We start from the raw sequence: 17087 nt of genomic DNA, 5'->3' as shown, positions 1-17087 counted from the left end.
TTTTGCTCATAATCTTATCAGGTTCTTTAACAATCTGGCTGCAGATCTTAACCGTGGATGTTTTAGATGCTCCTGTACATAACGATAATTGGTCAATTCAACCTTAGCATCACTGAGGGCATAGGTAAAATCATCATCAAAGGGCAACTTATACTCCCAAACTCGCTTACTCCAGTGCGGAATATTTGCTTGCATCCATGGATCGTCTATCCCGGGATGAATATAGGTCTCACTAACGCCATCCGGCAACGAATACAGCTTAGCAATAATAGATCTTTTAAAACTTTCATACGTCTCGCCTTCCTCTACACCAAAAGGATGCGATAGCAAATAGTCGGGAATCGGCACCCCAAACGTATCCGCCAGCCCTGCTCCAAGGGCAACTGGTCGTTCAATATTTTTCAGCGATGCCAAAAGCGGATCCTCAGCATGGATGTATCTGAAGAATCGTGAGGGCAATCCCCAGCGCGAAATTTTCCACAACGTCTGCGGTAGCAAGCTGCGTCCTGTTTCCATTCCGTATAAACTACCCATGTGGTTGTCTACATGGCTAATCACTATTCCCGACTGTTTCACTCGCTCGTACTGCGCATCTATCTCCTTTAGTACGGCTTTTGTCTGCGCCCCCTGTTCGAACTCTTTTACCGTCCTATATTGATGTCCGCTCTCGTCATGAAGAGAAGCCTCTCCCGTCAGGCTCGCCCAGCGCAAAGCCTCAAATTCACTAGTCATCGTCAAGTGAAGTCCCACATTCCGTTGTTGCCTGCGACTACACCATGCAGCTGCCTCCTCAAACCCAGGGGCCACCGCCATAATCGTTGCTGAGGATACCTTTTCCTCTTCCAGCAGATGTTTAATCGCCTGATTCATGGGGGGACTTTGCCCAAAATCATCACAATTGATGATTAATTTTTTGTTCATAGTCAGCCTCACCTCTCAAAGAGTCCATAAATGTAAATTTCATTGTGAAGGATATGACAACAGCTATGGCCAACAGACATAATGGCACCACACTTATTAAATACCTAAATGTCGCTTCAGGATTGGACCCTGGATCATCGCCGCCTTGATAGCCAAAGATCATACCTACAATGAAAAAAGCTAACGCAGAGATTAACCCGCTTGAACGAGTGATGAATCCGCTTACAGCCGTGTAGATTCCTTCTCTTCTCAGACCTGTTTTTTCCGCATCCTCATCAATAATCTTGCCACCTACTATTGCTGGGGTTACTAGAAATCCGGCTAATCCGAAACCGACAACTACGCCAGCAGCCACGCCACTTAAGAGGTCATAACCAAACCATAACGGAATTACCGATAACGCATATAAGATCAGTGATAACCGCCACGCCTTGACCCCGTCCATCTTACGAATCATCCAGTACCACACGAATACTAATGGAATGACCGAAACAAAAACAGCTGCGAGTAAAATCGATACCTGAGCCTCGGAGATATGAAGTACATATTTTGCATAAAAAGGGATCATCGAGCTTACAAGTCCATTCACCGTTTGGGCAAAAGAGTTCGAAATATTAAACACCCAAAACTTTTTATTCCGAATGGTCTCCCGAAAAGCCGGAATCAACTTCAAGGGTTCCTGCTCTGTGAGCTCCTTCTTTTCTTGGACATTCATCATACATAAAAACATAAACACTCCAAAGAGACAGGCATACACTATAGCCATATTAGAGAAACCAATAGCTGCAAAAATAATTGGAGTTAAGGCAGTACCGATTAACAAAGCTACAACTTGATAGCCTTGCTGAATCGCGGAGGCTTTTGCCCGAATACGGTCTCCATGGAAGAGCTCCGGGAGTAACGCTCCATAATTCACCCATAACACAGTGGCAACAGCCTCATAGAAAATAAGTGTGACTAGAAACCAAGTGAACAATCCATTTTCAGATAATCCGCCGGGAGGGGAGAAAACCAGTACAAATGCCAGCATGAATAACGGAATTGAGCCAAACACCCATGGTCTGCGTCGACCCAAACGAGTATCTGTGCGATCTGACCAATAGCCGAATAACGGATTGTTTACCGCATCCCAGATCAGAAAGATGGTTCTGGCTAATGTAGCAAGTCCAATGCCCAATCCTAATTTTTCAACATAAAAGTAACTGTAAAATGAACTAAATGCCTGACTGGGAACCATCATCGCAAACATCCCTAAAGCAAAGGTGTACGGCGAATTGATCCATTTATGCTTCACTCACATACCTCCCCTATGGTAAAGATCCGGTTGTAATATATTACCATACCGAAGAGAGAACGCCATCAAATTTTTCCTTAGCAGAAACTACGGATAAAAAAAGAGGCCCCGCAGGCCATCAACAAATGGCTGCGGAGCTTTTTCATAACTAGACTATAAAACATCCTTCAGCTTGCTTCGGCTCTGAACATCCAGGGCTAGATAATCACGGATTTCGCATCTTTTTCCATTGATATCCGTAAGAATGATTCGTTTATGACTTGGATACTGCATATGCTCGTGCAGGTTCCGCATAACGATCCGGGTCTGGCCCAGATTCGTTTGCAGCTCCCAAATCCACATATCCGCTTTTTGCTTAATAGAATCAATGCGGGTTACAACCGGAAGAAAATACCGCAGCCGGAGCTCTGTGTCCACTTCCACCCGACTTTCTTCATCGAGCTGATCAATGTCACGAATGACTCCGATCTCCTCACTCTTGGAGTTACGAACTGAAATATACTCCGTGGTATATTGGAATGGAAATATACGAAAAAGAATTAATTCCTCATAGACTTGACCCTCCACTACTCCTTGAAACACGCCACCTTGACTGCGGCTAAAAGAGATTGCACCCGGTTCAAGAATGTTAATCTCATAGGGATCTTTAGGATTCAATTCCCCGTTAACAAGATTCGAATCACTCATGCATCTCAACCCCCTTAATCTGCGACATTTCCTTCTGTGCCTCAACTAGCTTGAAGTAAGCACCTTCTGCAGCAAGCAATTCCTCATGTGTACCCACTTCAATGATCTTCCCGCGTTCAAGCACTACAAGACGGTTCGCATTTCTTAGCGTGGATAATCGATGGGCAATCGCGAATGTCGTTCTGCCTTTTACCAGTCGCGAGATCGCTTCTTGAATTTGCCGCTCGGTCACTGTATCTACAGAAGCTGTTGCTTCATCTAGGATTAGAATTCGCGGATCGTGAATTATTGCTCGAGCAATAGACACTCGCTGCTTCTCTCCACCGGACAATTTATGGCCACGTTCCCCAACTCTTGTATCATAGCCATCCGGCAATTGAACGATAAAATCATGGGCGTTGGCAATTTTTGCAGCGCGCATGATTTCTAATTCCGTAGCGTCCGGTTTAGAATAGGCAATATTCTCAGCAATCGTTCCGTCGAATAGAAACGTCTCCTGCAGCACTACACCGATCTGACTACGCAGATCTGACTGGCTGATATTTCGGATGTCCACACCATCGATGGTAATGGTTCCCTCATCTGTATCATAGAAGCGACAGATCATATTAATGAACGTCGACTTACCGGCACCTGAATGTCCGACCAGACCAATCATCTCGCCCGCACCCACTTTTAAATCCACGTTCTTGAGCACAGGATGATGTTTTTCGTATCCATAAGTAACCCGCTTAAACTCAACCTCACCGTTTACGCGGCCGATGGCTGCTGGATTCACAGTATCAGGCACATCTGACGGTGTATCCATAATTTCAAAGACCCGATCTGCTGCTGAAATCGCATGGCTGGCCCAGTTGATCATTTGGCTCACCCACTGCAAAGGTCCGAGAAGCATCCCAAGGTAGGTCACCAAAGCGATTAGCGTACCGATGGATAATTGGCCCTGTAGCACCGTTTTCCCGCCATAAAACCAAATTAATAACGTACCCACACCAGCAACCAACGCAAAAGCAGGAAACATCCCCTGCCATAAGCCTTCGATCCGAATATTATGCCGAACCAGCTCCTTATTGGCGACTGTATAACGTGACATCTCTGTTGTTTCCTGACCGAATGCTTTGACTACACGAATCCCCTGCAAAGAATCGCCAACCAAAGCGTTTAATCTAAAAATAGATCTCCACTGCTGGTACCAACGTCTGCCAATCATCGGCCATAACACGGTCGACAGCACCACCATAAGCGGCATAGGCAGCATAGCAAGCAGCGTTAGCTTCCAATCCATACTGAACATAATAGTGAAAATAGCGATTACCCGCAGCGATTCACCCGAGACCCAGATTACACCGTCAGTCATAAATTGCCGCATCGCCTCTGAATCATTATTCACCCGTCCAATAAATTGCGAAGATTGTCTTCGGTCGAAAAAAGATAAAGATAATTTCATCAAGGAATGATACACATCATGACGAAGATCACCCATGATTTTGGAACCAATCCATACCCCTATAAGTCCACGTAGCGTCTGCATTAAAGTAATTACTAAGGATGTGGCTGCTAGCCCGATCACAATCCATAGAAGCGTTGAGCCCATATCCTTTTCTGTCAACACATTATCAACGATCATCTTCGTCAAAAATGGTGGAACAAGCTCTACCAATGTAGTAAAAATCAACATAATCGCCGCGGCGATCATTTGGATCTTATAAGGCTTAGCGTAACTCAACATCCGAAATAGAACCTTGCCGTTACTCTTGCACACCGGACAAGCTTGTGAATCTTCCGGCAGCGGATTGCGGCATTTTGGACAATTTCTTGGAAACTCTTTTTCAGAAGCGGTTGGCCGTTCCTCGCCTTTAGCTACAGCGCCAATTAATTTAGAAGCAAAACCAAATATAGAGGTAAGTGATGCTGTATAACGTATAAGTATAATAGGCCCCTCTTGGGTATCCACAAGCAACGATCCGCCGCCTACCCCGCCTACTACCCGGGCATCAGTAATATTCGAGACTAGAAGCTTTGAGACCAGTTTCCCGTCCGTTCCCCAAACGGAAATCTCCTTCTCAGTCAATACAAGCCACTGCTCACCGAATTGCCCATCTTTCATTAAATCAGATACAGAGTGAAATAAAGGTTGTTCTGTAAGCTGTATTTCTATAGACTTGGGAAGTTTATCAATAGATGTCATACATTTCTCCCCTTTCTTTACCCACCTATTTACTCACATATATTTACAGTGGTAAAGATGAAAAAATGATTATAATTGTTTTGTATGGTTATTTAAACAAATAAAAAGACACCTCTAAAGGTGTCTTTTTGTATTACTTCCTATGGTACTGGCTATACGCTTATTTCAAAGCTTTCCATACCCAGTTCTCTACTTCTGGCAAATCAATACCCTCTTCACGAATGAATTGGTGATGTTTCTTAACGATAGCATCCATTTCATCTGCGATCGCTTTATAGTCGTTAGCATTAGGCAAGCTCAGAACAGCTTCCTTCGCCAAGTCAAAGCGGTCCATTTGATTCAATACGCGCATATCGAATGGTGTTGTGATATCGCCATTCTCGCGGTATCCATGTACGTGCAGGTTATGGTTATGGCGATCAAAGAACAAGTCTTTAATCAGACCTTCATATCCATGGAAAGCGAAGATAACTGGTTTATCTTTTGTGAAAAATTGATCAAACTCTTCGTCAGATAAGCCACGCGGATCTAATTTTTGACTTCTCAGTTTCAACAAGTCTACCACGTTGATATATCTAATTTTAAGGTTCGGCAGTTTTTCATGCAGGATAGAGATGGCAGCCAAGCTTTCGATAGTTGGTTCTGTACCTGCAGAAGCAAAGACAACATCAGGCTCTCCACCTTGATCGGTGCTTGCCCAGTCAATAATCTTCAGTCCTTTATCCACCAGCTCTTGTGCTTCATCCGCACTGAACCATTGTGGACGAGGATGTTTGGAAGAAACAATCAAGTTAATTTTTTGACGGTCATTTAAGACGGTGTCAAAGACAGCCAGCAAGGAGTTGGCATCAGCCGGCAAATACTCACGGATAAATTCTGGTTTTTTATCAGCCAAGTGACCTAGCAAACCTGGATCTTGGTGAGTGTAACCATTGTGGTCTTGCTGGAATACAGTTGAAGTTGCTACCACATTCAATGATGGAATATCAGCACGCCAGCTTTGATCTGTTGCTTTACGCAGCCATTTGAAATGCTGAGTAATCATCGAATCCACGACACGCAAGAAAGCTTCATAGCTTGCAAAGAAACCATGGCGACCTGTCAATACGTAACCTTCAAGCAAACCTTCTGCCTGATGTTCAGACAATTGGGAATCGATAACACGGCCATAAGAAGCTAGGAATTCGTCATTCGGTTCAATCACTTGATCCAACCATTGACGTTTCGTTACTTCAAAGACAGGTCCCAGTCGGTTGGACATTGTTTCATCCGGTCCGAAAATTCTGAAATTGCGGTTCTCTTCGTTCAGAGAGATAACATCTTTCATGTATTTACCCAGAACGGCCATATCTTGTGCTATTACTTCACCTGGTTTGGAATTATCAAGTGCGAACTTACGGAAATTCGGTAAGTTTAGATCTTTAATTTGGTTGCCAGCATTAGTAACTGGGTTCATTCCCATACGTCTGTCGCCAGTTGGCAGAATCTCAGCAAGTTCAGCGTTCAGACGACCTTTGTCATCAAATAATTCTTCTGGTCTATAGCTGTTCATCCACTCCAATAACGCCGGAGCATGCTTCATATTTTTTTGATCCACTGGAATCGGCACCTGATGGGCACGGAACGAGTTCTCATTCGGAACACCATCCCATTGCTTTGGACCCGTCCAGCCCTTAGGAGAACGGAAGACCAACATTGGCCAAACCGGACGCGTCAGGTCATTGTTGTCACGTGCATTCTTTTGAATCGCTTCAATTCTTTCAACGATGGTATCAAGCACCTTAGCCATTTCCGGATGCATTAGATCAGGATTTTCGCCTTCAACGAAGAACGGTTCCCAACCCATACCTTTAAAGTATGCAGTAATTTCTTCTTTGGATTGACGAGACAGAATCGTTGGGTTACTGATTTTGAAACCATTTAAGTGCAAGATCGGCAGAACTGCACCATCAGTAACTGGATTGATGAACCGGTTGGAGAACCATGAAGCCGCCAATGGGCCAGTTTCAGCCTCTCCATCACCAATAACAACAGCGGAGATCAAATCTGGATTATCCAGAATTGCACCTACACCATGGGATAGAGAATAACCTAATTCGCCACCTTCGTGGATCGATCCAGGTGTTTCAGGGGCAGCATGGGAAGCAACTCCACCTGGGAAAGAGAATTGTTTGAACAATTTCTTCAGGCCTGGGATATCTTGTGTAATTTCCGGATAAATTTCAGTATAGCTACCATCGAGATAGGAATTCGAAACCATAACCTGACCGCCATGACCAGGGCCCTCGATGTAGAACATATTCAAATCATATTTAGTAATGACCCGATTCAAATGGGCATAAATAAAGTTCTGGCCTGGAATAGTTCCCCAGTGTCCAATGGGCTTAATCTTTACGTCTGCTTCTTTCAGCGGTTCTCTTAACAACGGATTATCTTTCAAATACAGTTGACCTACAGAGATGTAGTTAGTTGCGCGCCAGTATGCATCAAGCTTCTCTAAATAAGTTTTTGATGAGTAATCAACATCCATGGATAATACCATTTCTTCCACTCCCCAAAATTTTTTCTGTGTCTACATTGCCGTAATTTCTTCCACAAGTACATCATACCGCCGCGAAAAATTAATTCAACCTTTTCAAGAAATGATACGGTCCAATTTTGTGAAAATATGAACATAGTATGAAAAACAGTGTCAATTGTCTGTAAAAATACGTCAATATTAATATATATGTAAAAATATGGGCTGGAGTTTGCGGGGGATATTTACTACTTGTCCTTCATCTATTTTGCGCAAAATAAAAAAAATAAGACCGAGAAAAATTCCCCAGTCTTACTTTTAATGAACGGACACAAAGGTATTAAATTTTAAGTATTTATAGTGGAAGCGCATATGGGAGAATTCAAATGGCGTGCCATTATCTAAAAAGAAAATCCCTTCCATAATGCTTACTGGCTCATTTGCCTGCAAATGCAGCAGCTCTTGATCCGTAGCCTCAGAGGGTTCTGCGGATATCGATAAAAAGGATTTGGTTACCGCCAGATTTCGTGAATCCTCCAAATAATTAAAGATAGATCCTTCAATAATGGTCTGATTTAAATTCTGCACGATTTTGATTGGGATATAACCCGTTTCAATCATAAAGGGTTCATCATCAAAAAGACGTAAGCGAATGATTTTGTAAACAAAATCATGAGGGCCTAAAAACAGATCCCGTTGTAGTTCTTCCGTTGGTGGAATGACCTCAAATTTCAAAACTTTAATCTTTGGCTTCTTCCCATTCATTTGAAAATTGTCGGTGACACCTAAATTAGAGCCTTCGTAGTTAAAAATAGATTCATTTTTTATGTATAAAGGATTTATAAATGTCCCTGAGCCACGCTTTTTAAAAATAATGCCGGCATTTGCCATTTTAGTCAGAGCACTTTTAATAGAACTACGACTCACTTGATAAGTTTCACTAAGCGTTCGTTCATCCGGTAATTTCATATCGGGAAACTGCCCAGCAAAAATTTTCATTTTTAAGTCATCAATAATTTGTTTGTAGACAAACTGTGTCATGAAGTACTCCTTTTCAGGTCGATACAAGTTTTATTTCAATCTTTACTATAACATAATAACCAGACGTTTATAATCTATCCGGCCAGCTTATTTACGTCGGCGATTTGTCATGCGATTGTACATCACTAAACCGGCAATGACCATGCCCAGCGTCCCCATACTACTTGCTGATTCAGCCTGCATACCAAACAAAATACATAGGTTAGTGACCAAGCTTTTTGTAAGTACAGCAACAATAATTAACATCAACGGGCGCCAAATGTTGTATCTTCTCATCCAGGCAACACTCCTAATCCAATTTTCTCAAACTATTGATCGATTTCATCTATTATATCACAAGATAGTAACCGCATTCATTTCCTATAACCGTAAAGAAATCGAAGCCGATCAGCATTTTTTACTTCCCTCTATCTTTTTCTGTATTCTAGCCTAGCGAACGTGACGTCTATGCGTCATATTCGCTTTCAATTCCTCAGCTCCTCCTATCCGTCAATTACGCCTTTATTCGACTTTTGGTCTGGACTTATCCTTTTTCACGGATTATAATAACGAATGCACACCAAAAGACGAACATTAAGGCGGAAATTATGAGAAATTATATGCAAATATTCCTAGGCACTTCATTTTCTAGCCTATCCCCAAAAGAAATTCAAATTTTAAAGGATCATCTCTTCTGTATCAATTCGGATGGGATGATAGAAATGATCGTTGCACCGGAGCACCCCGACTATCAACCCTTGCTTGATGCTTATCAAGGTCAGGACAATTTTCATGTATTAGCCGAAGGCCAGTATTTTTTGCCCGGCTTTATCGATCTGCATGTCCACGCGCCACAATGGGCTCAATCTGGAACTGCATTAGATATCCCGCTCTATGATTGGCTAAATACTTATACCTTCCCACTGGAGTCTAAATTTTCGGACCTGGCTTTTGCAAAAAAAGTCTACGATGACGTGGTTGGTACTTTGCTCGCAAACGGAACCACTACAGCACTTTATTTTGCAACGGTGCATAAAGAGGCCAGTCTATTATTGGCTAAAATATGTGCGGAAAAAGGACAACGTGGACTCGTTGGAAAAGTGGTTATGGACGATCCGCAGGGAAATCCTGAGAATTACCGCGACTCCGACACCCACACCGCACTAGTGGATACGGAAGAATTTATACTAGCTGTACAAGAACTCGCTAAATCTACTAAACAAGGCGTTTATCCAGTAGTGACACCAAGGTTCATTCCAAGCTGCACTAATGAGGCTTTACAAGGCTTGGGAGAACTTGCCGCTAAATATGATACGTATGTGCAATCGCACTGCAGTGAAAGTGATTGGGCGCACGGTTATGTGCAAGAACGATTCCAAAAGAACGATGCTTTTGCCCTGCATGATTTTGGTCTGCTCAGTGATAAATCTGTCATGGCTCATTGTAATTTTTTAGATGAAGATGATGTGAATTTGTTTGCAGAGACAGGAACAGCTATTGCGCATTGTCCGATATCCAACGCGTATTTTGCCAATAGTGTCATTCCGATCGCTGACTTCCATGCCAAAGGCGTTGAGATTGGTTTAGGCTCTGATATTTCCGGAGGTTTTTCACCTAGTCTCTTCGACAACATTAGACAAGCCGTAATGTCTTCAAGAATGCTGGAGGATGGTGTGAATCCCTCACTTTCTGCACAAAACCGCGGAGTACCCGGATCACGAATTACGATCCATGAATCCTTTTATCTTGCTACCGCTGGCGGCGGAGAAAGCTTAAGCTTACCTATCGGCCGGTTACTAGAAGGTTATGCATGGGATGTTCAAATAATCGATACGAAAGTACCCTCGGCGAAATTGCCCGTCTTTGATGAGAATGAAGATTTGCAAGATATTTTTCAAAAGATAATGTACCTGGCTAGACCTGAAAATATCCGTGAAGTCTGGGTACAGGGTGAAAAAGTTCATTCGCGTTAAAGATTAATTAAACTAGAAAACTTAAGGTGGGCATCGGAGTGAAAACACAAGTAAACGTACAAGAGCAAGCACATTTGGAATCACAGCTACTAACTGTCCTACCCGATGAAAAAGTTTCATTTAGTAAATCCGTCATTCTCGGCTTTCAACATGTATTGGCTATGGATGTCTATGTAGTGCCATTCCTTATTGCGATGTTAATCGGCTTACAGCCCAATCAGTCCAGCGCGTTAATCCAATCCACCTTTATTGCCGCAGGACTTGCAACGATTGTGCAAACCTATTTCTGTATGAAGCTGCCTATCGCTCAAGGTCCTTCTTATGTTCCGCTGGGTGCGATCGTCAGTATTTATGCAGCTAGTGGTGGCGGAGAGCTCGGTTGGAGCTCCGTGTTAGGTGCCAGCTTAATCGGGGCCATCCTGGTTATTATTTTGGGTTATGCGGGGATTTTTAATAAAATCGTTAAAAACTTTATTCCGCCTATCGTAGGTGGCACAATCATTTTCATTGTAGGTCTATCTTTATTGCCTGTTGCGATCAGAGATAATATCTACGGAGCCTCCGGGGCTTCAATTAATCAAAATGTATTATTAGCCCTTATTTCAGGTGCTACACTGCTTATTTTTGTGGTTCTCGGTACTTTGTTCCGTAATAAAGGATCTGTCTTCCGAATTCTTTCCGTAATGATGGCGTTAGTAGTCGGATGTATTTCGGCTAATATTATGGGCGTTTTAGATTTCTCAGCGATAAGTAGTGCCAAGTGGTTTAGCATGCCGCGGATCGCTTTTGTTGATTTCGGCTTTTCCTTCAATTTTTCAGCTATTATCACCATGGTTATTATTTATATCGTGCTGCTGGCTGAAACAACAGGCACCTGGTTTGCGGTCAGCAATGTAATCAATAAACCTTTGACAGACAAAAATATTAACCGCGGCGTAATTGGAGAAGGAATTGGCTGTCTTATTGCGTCTGTGCTCGGTTCGACTCCTGTTACAGGTTATTCAACTAATGCAGGGATCATCTCCATTACAGGTGTTGCCAGCCGCCGGGTCTTTCTCGCTGTAGGAGGATGGTTTGTCCTCTTTGGTTGTTCTGGTAAACTCGCCGCTTTGATCTCTTCCATTCCATCCGCTGTAATCGGCGGCGTCTTCGCCATCATCTGCGGCATCATCGCAATTAATGGTGTGCAAGTAATGAAAAATGTAACCATCGGCGAAAAAGAAATGTACATTATTGCCTTACCAATGATCATCACCTTGGCTTTGGTACTCATTCCTGGTGACTACTTGAACTCTTTGCCTACATTCGTACAGTATTTATTAGGCTCACCTATCCTAGCTGCTTCATTGGCAGCAATATTATTGAATAAATTATTACCTAGTGGAAAATAGAACATAAAAAGGAGCAGCCTCTTATTGATCCTTTTTTATCCCCGCGAATAAGCCGAGCTTTGTATGCTACCTTCTGGAATTCCTTAAACAAAAGACACCCATCGAGGTGTCTTTTGTTTAAGGACATGATTACTTTTTACTTGAGTTCATCCATAAAACCGCCTTACCATATGACCTCACAATTTTAATACAAATATCCATATGTCCCTTGATTATATTTAATAAACTAGGATTCCTCCAAAATAACGGAGATTATCAACGCATTGAATTATTCCCTGAAATATATTATGATACGTTTAAACAATTAAACATTATAACGGAGGGAGTTATGAACGAATCTAATAGTAATCAGAAGGCGATTCATATTTTCGAGAATTTAAGCCCCTATTTCCAAGGCTTGGGAGATCCTATTCGTCAGCAAATCATTGCATTGCTGATCGACAAAGAGAGTATGAATGTGAGCCAAATTGCAGAGCATATCCCCATGTCCCGGCCTACAGTCTCTCATCATCTGAAAATATTACGGCAAGCAGGGCTGCTTAAGGTTCAGAAGAAGGGCACGGAAATGTTCTACAGACTTGAGTTTGACGAAGCGATAGCGCTTATGAAACAACTTGTCCATTTCGTTGAAGAGGAATGCCAGTGCTAATGCCATTAACCTGACTAGCACTTGTCATTCCTATTTTTTTAAACCATATGTCAAATAACTTAAACATATAAACATTTAAACGGAGGTTGCAGATATGCATAGGAAAAAGGTACTTATTGTAGGAGGATACGGTGCCGTCGGCAGACAAATTGCTCAAATATTACACGATCGACATCCCGATCTCGAGATTATATTGGGAGGAAGGTCACCGCAAAAAGCAGCACCTTTTGAGTCCACACGGGTACAAACAGTCGTAGTTGATAATAATGCGGATGATCCACTGCTTTATGCAGGCGATAATGTATCGCTAATCATCAATTCCGTCAACGATCTGCAGGATCGGCTACTTATGTCTGCAGTTAGAAGAAAAATCCCACTGATCGATCTTACTCGCTGGACAGAGATATTCCAACAATCAATCACAAAGTTAGAAAAAACAGACCTCTATGCTCCTATCGTGCTTTCTTCGGGATGGATGGCGGGAACTGCTTCGCTGTTCGCCATGCTGCACTCGGCCACACTTCAAAACGTCGCCGTTGATATTCACGCGTTGTACTCTCTACGTGACAAAGCAGGACCCGACTCCGCGGCGTACATGGATCGTATGACCATTCCATTCCATATTACAGAACGGGGGGGAAAACGTCTTGTATTTCCAATGACTGACCCCATCAAAGTCCAATTTCCAGATGGATATACAGCAAAATGCTATCGGCTTGACACCCCAGATCATGTCACCTTGCCAACAGCTGAGCATATCGACTCCGCCAGCTTCCGCATCTCCTTCGACAGCAAAGCCTCCACCTCCATCCTTGTCGGACTAGTTAACAGCGGAATATGGAAGATGATCAGCGGAGACCGATTCCGTTCGCTTAGACGAAGACTGCTCTACAATCCTGGTACTGGCAGTGCACATCATATCCTTATTCATCTAAAGGGTCTGGATCATAATGGGCACTGGGTTGAACGGACAATAGCGATTTCTGACCCGCTTGGTCAGACTCATCTTACCGCTTTGGGAGCTGCTGTCCAAGCAGAAAAGCTATTGCGGATATCAAAGGAAGAACCATTGGTCCCAGGCATTTATTATCCAGAAGATCTACCTGATGAACGGATGGACATCTCTGAAATCACCAACTTTTTTAAACAATATGGGGTTCTTATATCTCACTAATAGCACTTCACATATACCGAGCATTCTGTCTACTACAATTAAGCGCACAGACAGTAAAGAACCCGCTAATATAGCGGGTTCTTTACAATAGAGATGAGACGGAGCTAGGTAAGTTCACAAAAATATAAAATCTTTGATTCGTGCTAAACCCTGTCCCCTGCCTATTTCCACCCTTAAAGGCGCTTGACTAGACCAGGCTAAAGTCCCTGAATATATTGTTATTATTTATCCTATTCAAGGGCTTTTATTAAATGGTGGGGGTGATCATTCTGGCTATCCGTTACAGCATCATAATTCCAACCTATAACCGACTTCAGCAGCTGCTACTTACACTCACTTCATTCGAGACACAGACCTATCCGAAGGATCGGTTCGAGGTGATCGTCGCAGATGACGGTTCTACAGATGGTACTAAGGAAATGGTCGAAAGCTTTCAAACTTCTTATCCGCTTATTTATGTCGCTCAGCAGGAACAACGCGGCCGTTCTGCCGTAAGAAATCTGGGGCTGAGTCAGGCAAAAGGGAAATACGTCATCTTCTGCGATGCTGATTTTCTGGTATTCCCTGAATTCATTAGGATCGTAAACCAGTATCACCGTAAATATCCTAAGTCGATAATTTCAGGTATTCCACACTCTTGGGATGACGCCTATACCCACTACTACCCAGACTTTTCTCCTGAAGAAAAAGAACATTGCCGCAATACACTTTCGCCTTCTAACTTATGGAATCCTGACTTCGAATCAGCGACTGAAATCATCCCATTAATCACACCCAATGATATCCTTCAGCAGACGGAGACGTTATCAAAAGTCACCTTTCCCTCAAGAGTTCCTCCAAATACTAAAAAGCAATTTGCCAGCACAGATGTAGCTCCTTGGATGTTACTCGTCACGCGTTGTGTGTCCATAAGACGCAGCCAATTAACTCGTGCTGGAGGTTTTAATGAACAGTTTATCCTCTATGGACTCGAAGATTGGGATCTTGGGTATCGACTGCATCGATTAAAAATCCCTTTTCACAGCATCAAAGAAGTTGTCGGCGTTCACCAAGAACATCCAACCCACTTCAGAGGAAATCTCATAAATATTGAGAATCTAAAAATCATGTTCAAAAGCTACGGGTTCAATGACTCTTCCCTAAATCTGTTCGCCCTTGTTCCTCCAAACGAAGACCTGGAGAAATACAAACATACTATACGGGTCTTGCGCAGAGGATACCGAACGAAGTCAACACGTTCATCAGCAATATTAATGAGAAGGACGTTACGGATTGCCGCCAAACAGCTCTATGAACCCATTGATACCGCCGTATACCAAGAGTCGTTAAGACGGATAAGTGTAAAAGTAAAGAGAAGAAAAAGCCGGGTTGCCCGTGTTTTGCGAGAGATTTTGGTGAAGGCTGAAAAGCTGGGAGAATGATATCTAAAAATACATTAAACCGGGCATCAAATGATGTCCGGTTTTCACTTATTTTCTCAATTTATTGGGTAGCGGAATATGCCTAATCGACTCAATGGGATGATAGAGCAGCATCCACGGACCAGAAAAACGCATAACCCCTTTAATTCTTTGGCGATAATCCGGTTTGTAACAATGAACAGGACATTTGGCACAAGCTGTTTTCTCTTCACCAAACTTACAATAGGCTAACCTCTTCAGCGCATACTCATTTAATTCCTGACATTCCTCACAAAAGCCTTTATGATGGTGTTTTTTCTTACAATATATACGAATCATTTTGGTAACAAGCTCTTGTTCTTTTTGAATTTTAGGACCCTCATTTAACTGCCGGTTTACCTTTGTTATCATATATGAACCCCCTTGTAACTTGTACAATAAGATCTCATGTAATTATAAAGGGTAAACCAACTGTGAAACCAGCCTTAACGCTGAACCTCCTTAATTCCCTCACATACCGGGGTTGAAAGGCGATAATTGTATAAATCAAATTTTTTTTAAAAAACTTGTAACGTTTATAGCTTTTTACGGATATATAACTTGAGGAGGTGAATGGATGGAGGACAACGAGCAATTATACAGGGAATATTCAACCCAAGTATATAAATTCGTATTTAGCTTTTGTCATAATCACTTGCTGGCAGAAGAAATCACCCAAGAAACTTTTTATAGAGCTATAAAATCGATAGATAAATACGATGGGACCTGCAAAGTATACGTTTGGCTTTGTCAAATTGCTAAACATGTGTGGTATCAGGAGCTGGACAAGCAGCGCAAGCGGAAGTCTGAGGAATTAGAAGACGCTCCTTTGGCTAACGCAAATTCAACAGAATCCCAGTTCATTTTTGCTCAGGACAAAATGGATTTATTTAAACAACTTCATTTACTTGATCCAAACACCAAAGAAGTATTATATCTGCGTTTGACCGGAGAATTCAGTTTTCGGGAAATTGGCGAAATTCTTGGCAAAGATGAGACCTGGGCAAGAGTTACCTTTTACCGTGGAAAACAAAAATTAATGAAAGGAAGATCTTCATGAAATGCGAGATCATTCAGGATTTATTACCTTCCTATATTGAAAGGCTAACCTCTGTACATAGTAACGAAGAAATCGAAAAACACCTGCAATCCTGTGAAAGCTGCCTTCAATCCTATAATGAAATGACCGCCACAGCAAATCTAAGTGTGCCTATTATTGATAAAGAGGAAGTTAACAAACTCAATTATTTTAAAAAAGTGAAAAAAAAGAATATAAAAACTCTCATTTTTTCCGTCTTATCGGTACTCATACTGGCTACAGCCCTTATTGGACTTTTTGTTATCGGTTTCCCTGTATCCTCTAAAGATGTAGTTATAGATTATCAGAAGACAAAGGATCGTTTGGAAGTTCATCTAACTTTGGAAAATGGCAAGGACCTCGTGTTCTCAGGAAAAACCAAATTTATCCGCGATGAGAATAATAATGTAATCGGTTCTGAAACTAGGTATACGCCTAGAGGTTTACTTCATAATCCCTTTGATGATGTAGGCAAAAAAGTTATGTTGGGGACGGAGATTCATACTGATCTAGATTTTCCAAACAAGTTTATTCTTGAATTCAAAGATAAAACTATGACGTTTGTTAATGGTGTTCTAGTGGAGTAGACATTGCCGCTAAAATAAAAAAAGACACCTTTTAAGGTGTCTTTCGCTTTACACCCTACTAAAAAAGTTAGCATTTTTGTTCGTTTTTTCGCTAAAATATAGGGTTATCGATTTACTAAAAGTATCTTATAATAAAATTACACATGGATATTTCACCTCTTTGTGAAC

The 17087-nt window shown here is 42.1% G+C and carries 15 protein-coding genes; 7 read left to right on the top strand and 8 right to left on the bottom strand.

Annotated elements, in window-relative coordinates:
* Window positions 1–6 precede the first annotated feature (6 nt).
* The 7 genes from MKY54_RS01125 to MKY54_RS01095 form a co-directional block, all read right to left on the bottom strand.
* Complete coding sequence (locus tag MKY54_RS01125; RefSeq protein ID WP_076305131.1) at window positions 7–921, bottom strand: polysaccharide deacetylase family protein; 915 nt, start codon at window positions 919–921, stop codon at window positions 7–9.
* Window positions 893–2215 carry an MFS transporter gene (locus tag MKY54_RS01120; protein ID WP_339189128.1) on the bottom strand — a complete coding sequence of 441 codons (1323 nt, stop codon included), beginning with the start codon at window positions 2213–2215 and terminating at the stop codon, window positions 893–895. Before MKY54_RS01120 ends, MKY54_RS01125 begins: the two co-directional genes overlap by 29 nt.
* A gap of 153 nt (window positions 2216–2368) precedes the next feature.
* Window positions 2369–2902, bottom strand: a complete 534-nt coding sequence (locus MKY54_RS01115) for a DUF1854 domain-containing protein (protein ID WP_076126929.1) — start codon at window positions 2900–2902, stop codon at window positions 2369–2371.
* Window positions 2895–5090, bottom strand: coding sequence for an ABC transporter ATP-binding protein (locus tag MKY54_RS01110; protein WP_339189126.1), 2196 nt, complete (start codon window positions 5088–5090; stop codon window positions 2895–2897). Before MKY54_RS01110 ends, MKY54_RS01115 begins: the two co-directional genes overlap by 8 nt.
* A gap of 160 nt (window positions 5091–5250) precedes the next feature.
* The gene (locus MKY54_RS01105) at window positions 5251–7632 is read right to left on the bottom strand and encodes a phosphoketolase family protein (protein WP_339189124.1); all 2382 of its coding nucleotides are present in this window, start codon (window positions 7630–7632) and stop codon (window positions 5251–5253) included.
* Between the two features lie 294 nt (window positions 7633–7926).
* Complete coding sequence (locus tag MKY54_RS01100) at window positions 7927–8649, bottom strand: GntR family transcriptional regulator (RefSeq protein WP_076126926.1); 723 nt, start codon at window positions 8647–8649, stop codon at window positions 7927–7929.
* Between the two features lie 87 nt (window positions 8650–8736).
* Complete coding sequence (locus MKY54_RS01095; protein WP_036687195.1) at window positions 8737–8925, bottom strand: hypothetical protein; 189 nt, start codon at window positions 8923–8925, stop codon at window positions 8737–8739.
* A 311-nt stretch (window positions 8926–9236) separates the two neighbouring features.
* On the opposite strand from MKY54_RS01095, the gene guaD reads away from it, so the two are divergent.
* The 5 genes from guaD (at window position 9237) to MKY54_RS01070 (ending at window position 15236) form a co-directional block, all read left to right on the top strand.
* Window positions 9237–10601: a guanine deaminase gene (gene guaD, locus MKY54_RS01090; protein WP_076135315.1), complete on the top strand. Its 1365-nt coding sequence runs from the start codon at window positions 9237–9239 to the stop codon at window positions 10599–10601.
* Between the two features lie 38 nt (window positions 10602–10639).
* Complete coding sequence (locus tag MKY54_RS01085; RefSeq protein ID WP_076126923.1) at window positions 10640–11992, top strand: solute carrier family 23 protein; 1353 nt, start codon at window positions 10640–10642, stop codon at window positions 11990–11992.
* A gap of 328 nt (window positions 11993–12320) precedes the next feature.
* A complete protein-coding gene (locus MKY54_RS01080; protein WP_076126921.1) occupies window positions 12321–12641 on the top strand; it encodes a metalloregulator ArsR/SmtB family transcription factor in 321 nt (106 codons plus the stop codon).
* Window positions 12642–12735: 94 nt separating this feature from the next.
* Window positions 12736–13815, top strand: coding sequence for a saccharopine dehydrogenase (locus tag MKY54_RS01075; protein ID WP_339189122.1), 1080 nt, complete (start codon window positions 12736–12738; stop codon window positions 13813–13815).
* A gap of 269 nt (window positions 13816–14084) precedes the next feature.
* Window positions 14085–15236, top strand: coding sequence for a glycosyltransferase (locus MKY54_RS01070; RefSeq protein ID WP_339191097.1), 1152 nt, complete (start codon window positions 14085–14087; stop codon window positions 15234–15236).
* A 48-nt stretch (window positions 15237–15284) separates the two neighbouring features.
* Here the strand turns inward: MKY54_RS01070 and MKY54_RS01065 are convergent, their stop codons facing one another.
* Window positions 15285–15626, bottom strand: a complete 342-nt coding sequence (locus MKY54_RS01065) for a nitrous oxide-stimulated promoter family protein (protein WP_036687189.1) — start codon at window positions 15624–15626, stop codon at window positions 15285–15287.
* Window positions 15627–15831: 205 nt separating this feature from the next.
* Here MKY54_RS01065 and MKY54_RS01060 point away from each other — a divergent pair, with 205 nt between their 5' ends.
* A complete protein-coding gene (locus MKY54_RS01060) occupies window positions 15832–16314 on the top strand; it encodes a sigma-70 family RNA polymerase sigma factor (protein WP_339189121.1) in 483 nt (160 codons plus the stop codon).
* Window positions 16311–16919, top strand: a complete 609-nt coding sequence (locus tag MKY54_RS01055) for a zf-HC2 domain-containing protein (protein WP_339189119.1) — start codon at window positions 16311–16313, stop codon at window positions 16917–16919. Before MKY54_RS01060 ends, MKY54_RS01055 begins: the two co-directional genes overlap by 4 nt.
* The last annotated feature ends 168 nt before the right edge of the window (window positions 16920–17087 follow it).

The sequence above is a fragment of the Paenibacillus sp. FSL P2-0121 genome, from assembly GCF_037975345.1.
Taxonomy (GTDB): Bacteria; Bacillota; Bacilli; order Paenibacillales; family Paenibacillaceae; genus Paenibacillus_AQ; species Paenibacillus_AQ odorifer.
The sequence above is the reverse complement of the archived record's forward strand: the minus strand, read 5'-3'. Positions and strand labels throughout refer to the sequence as shown.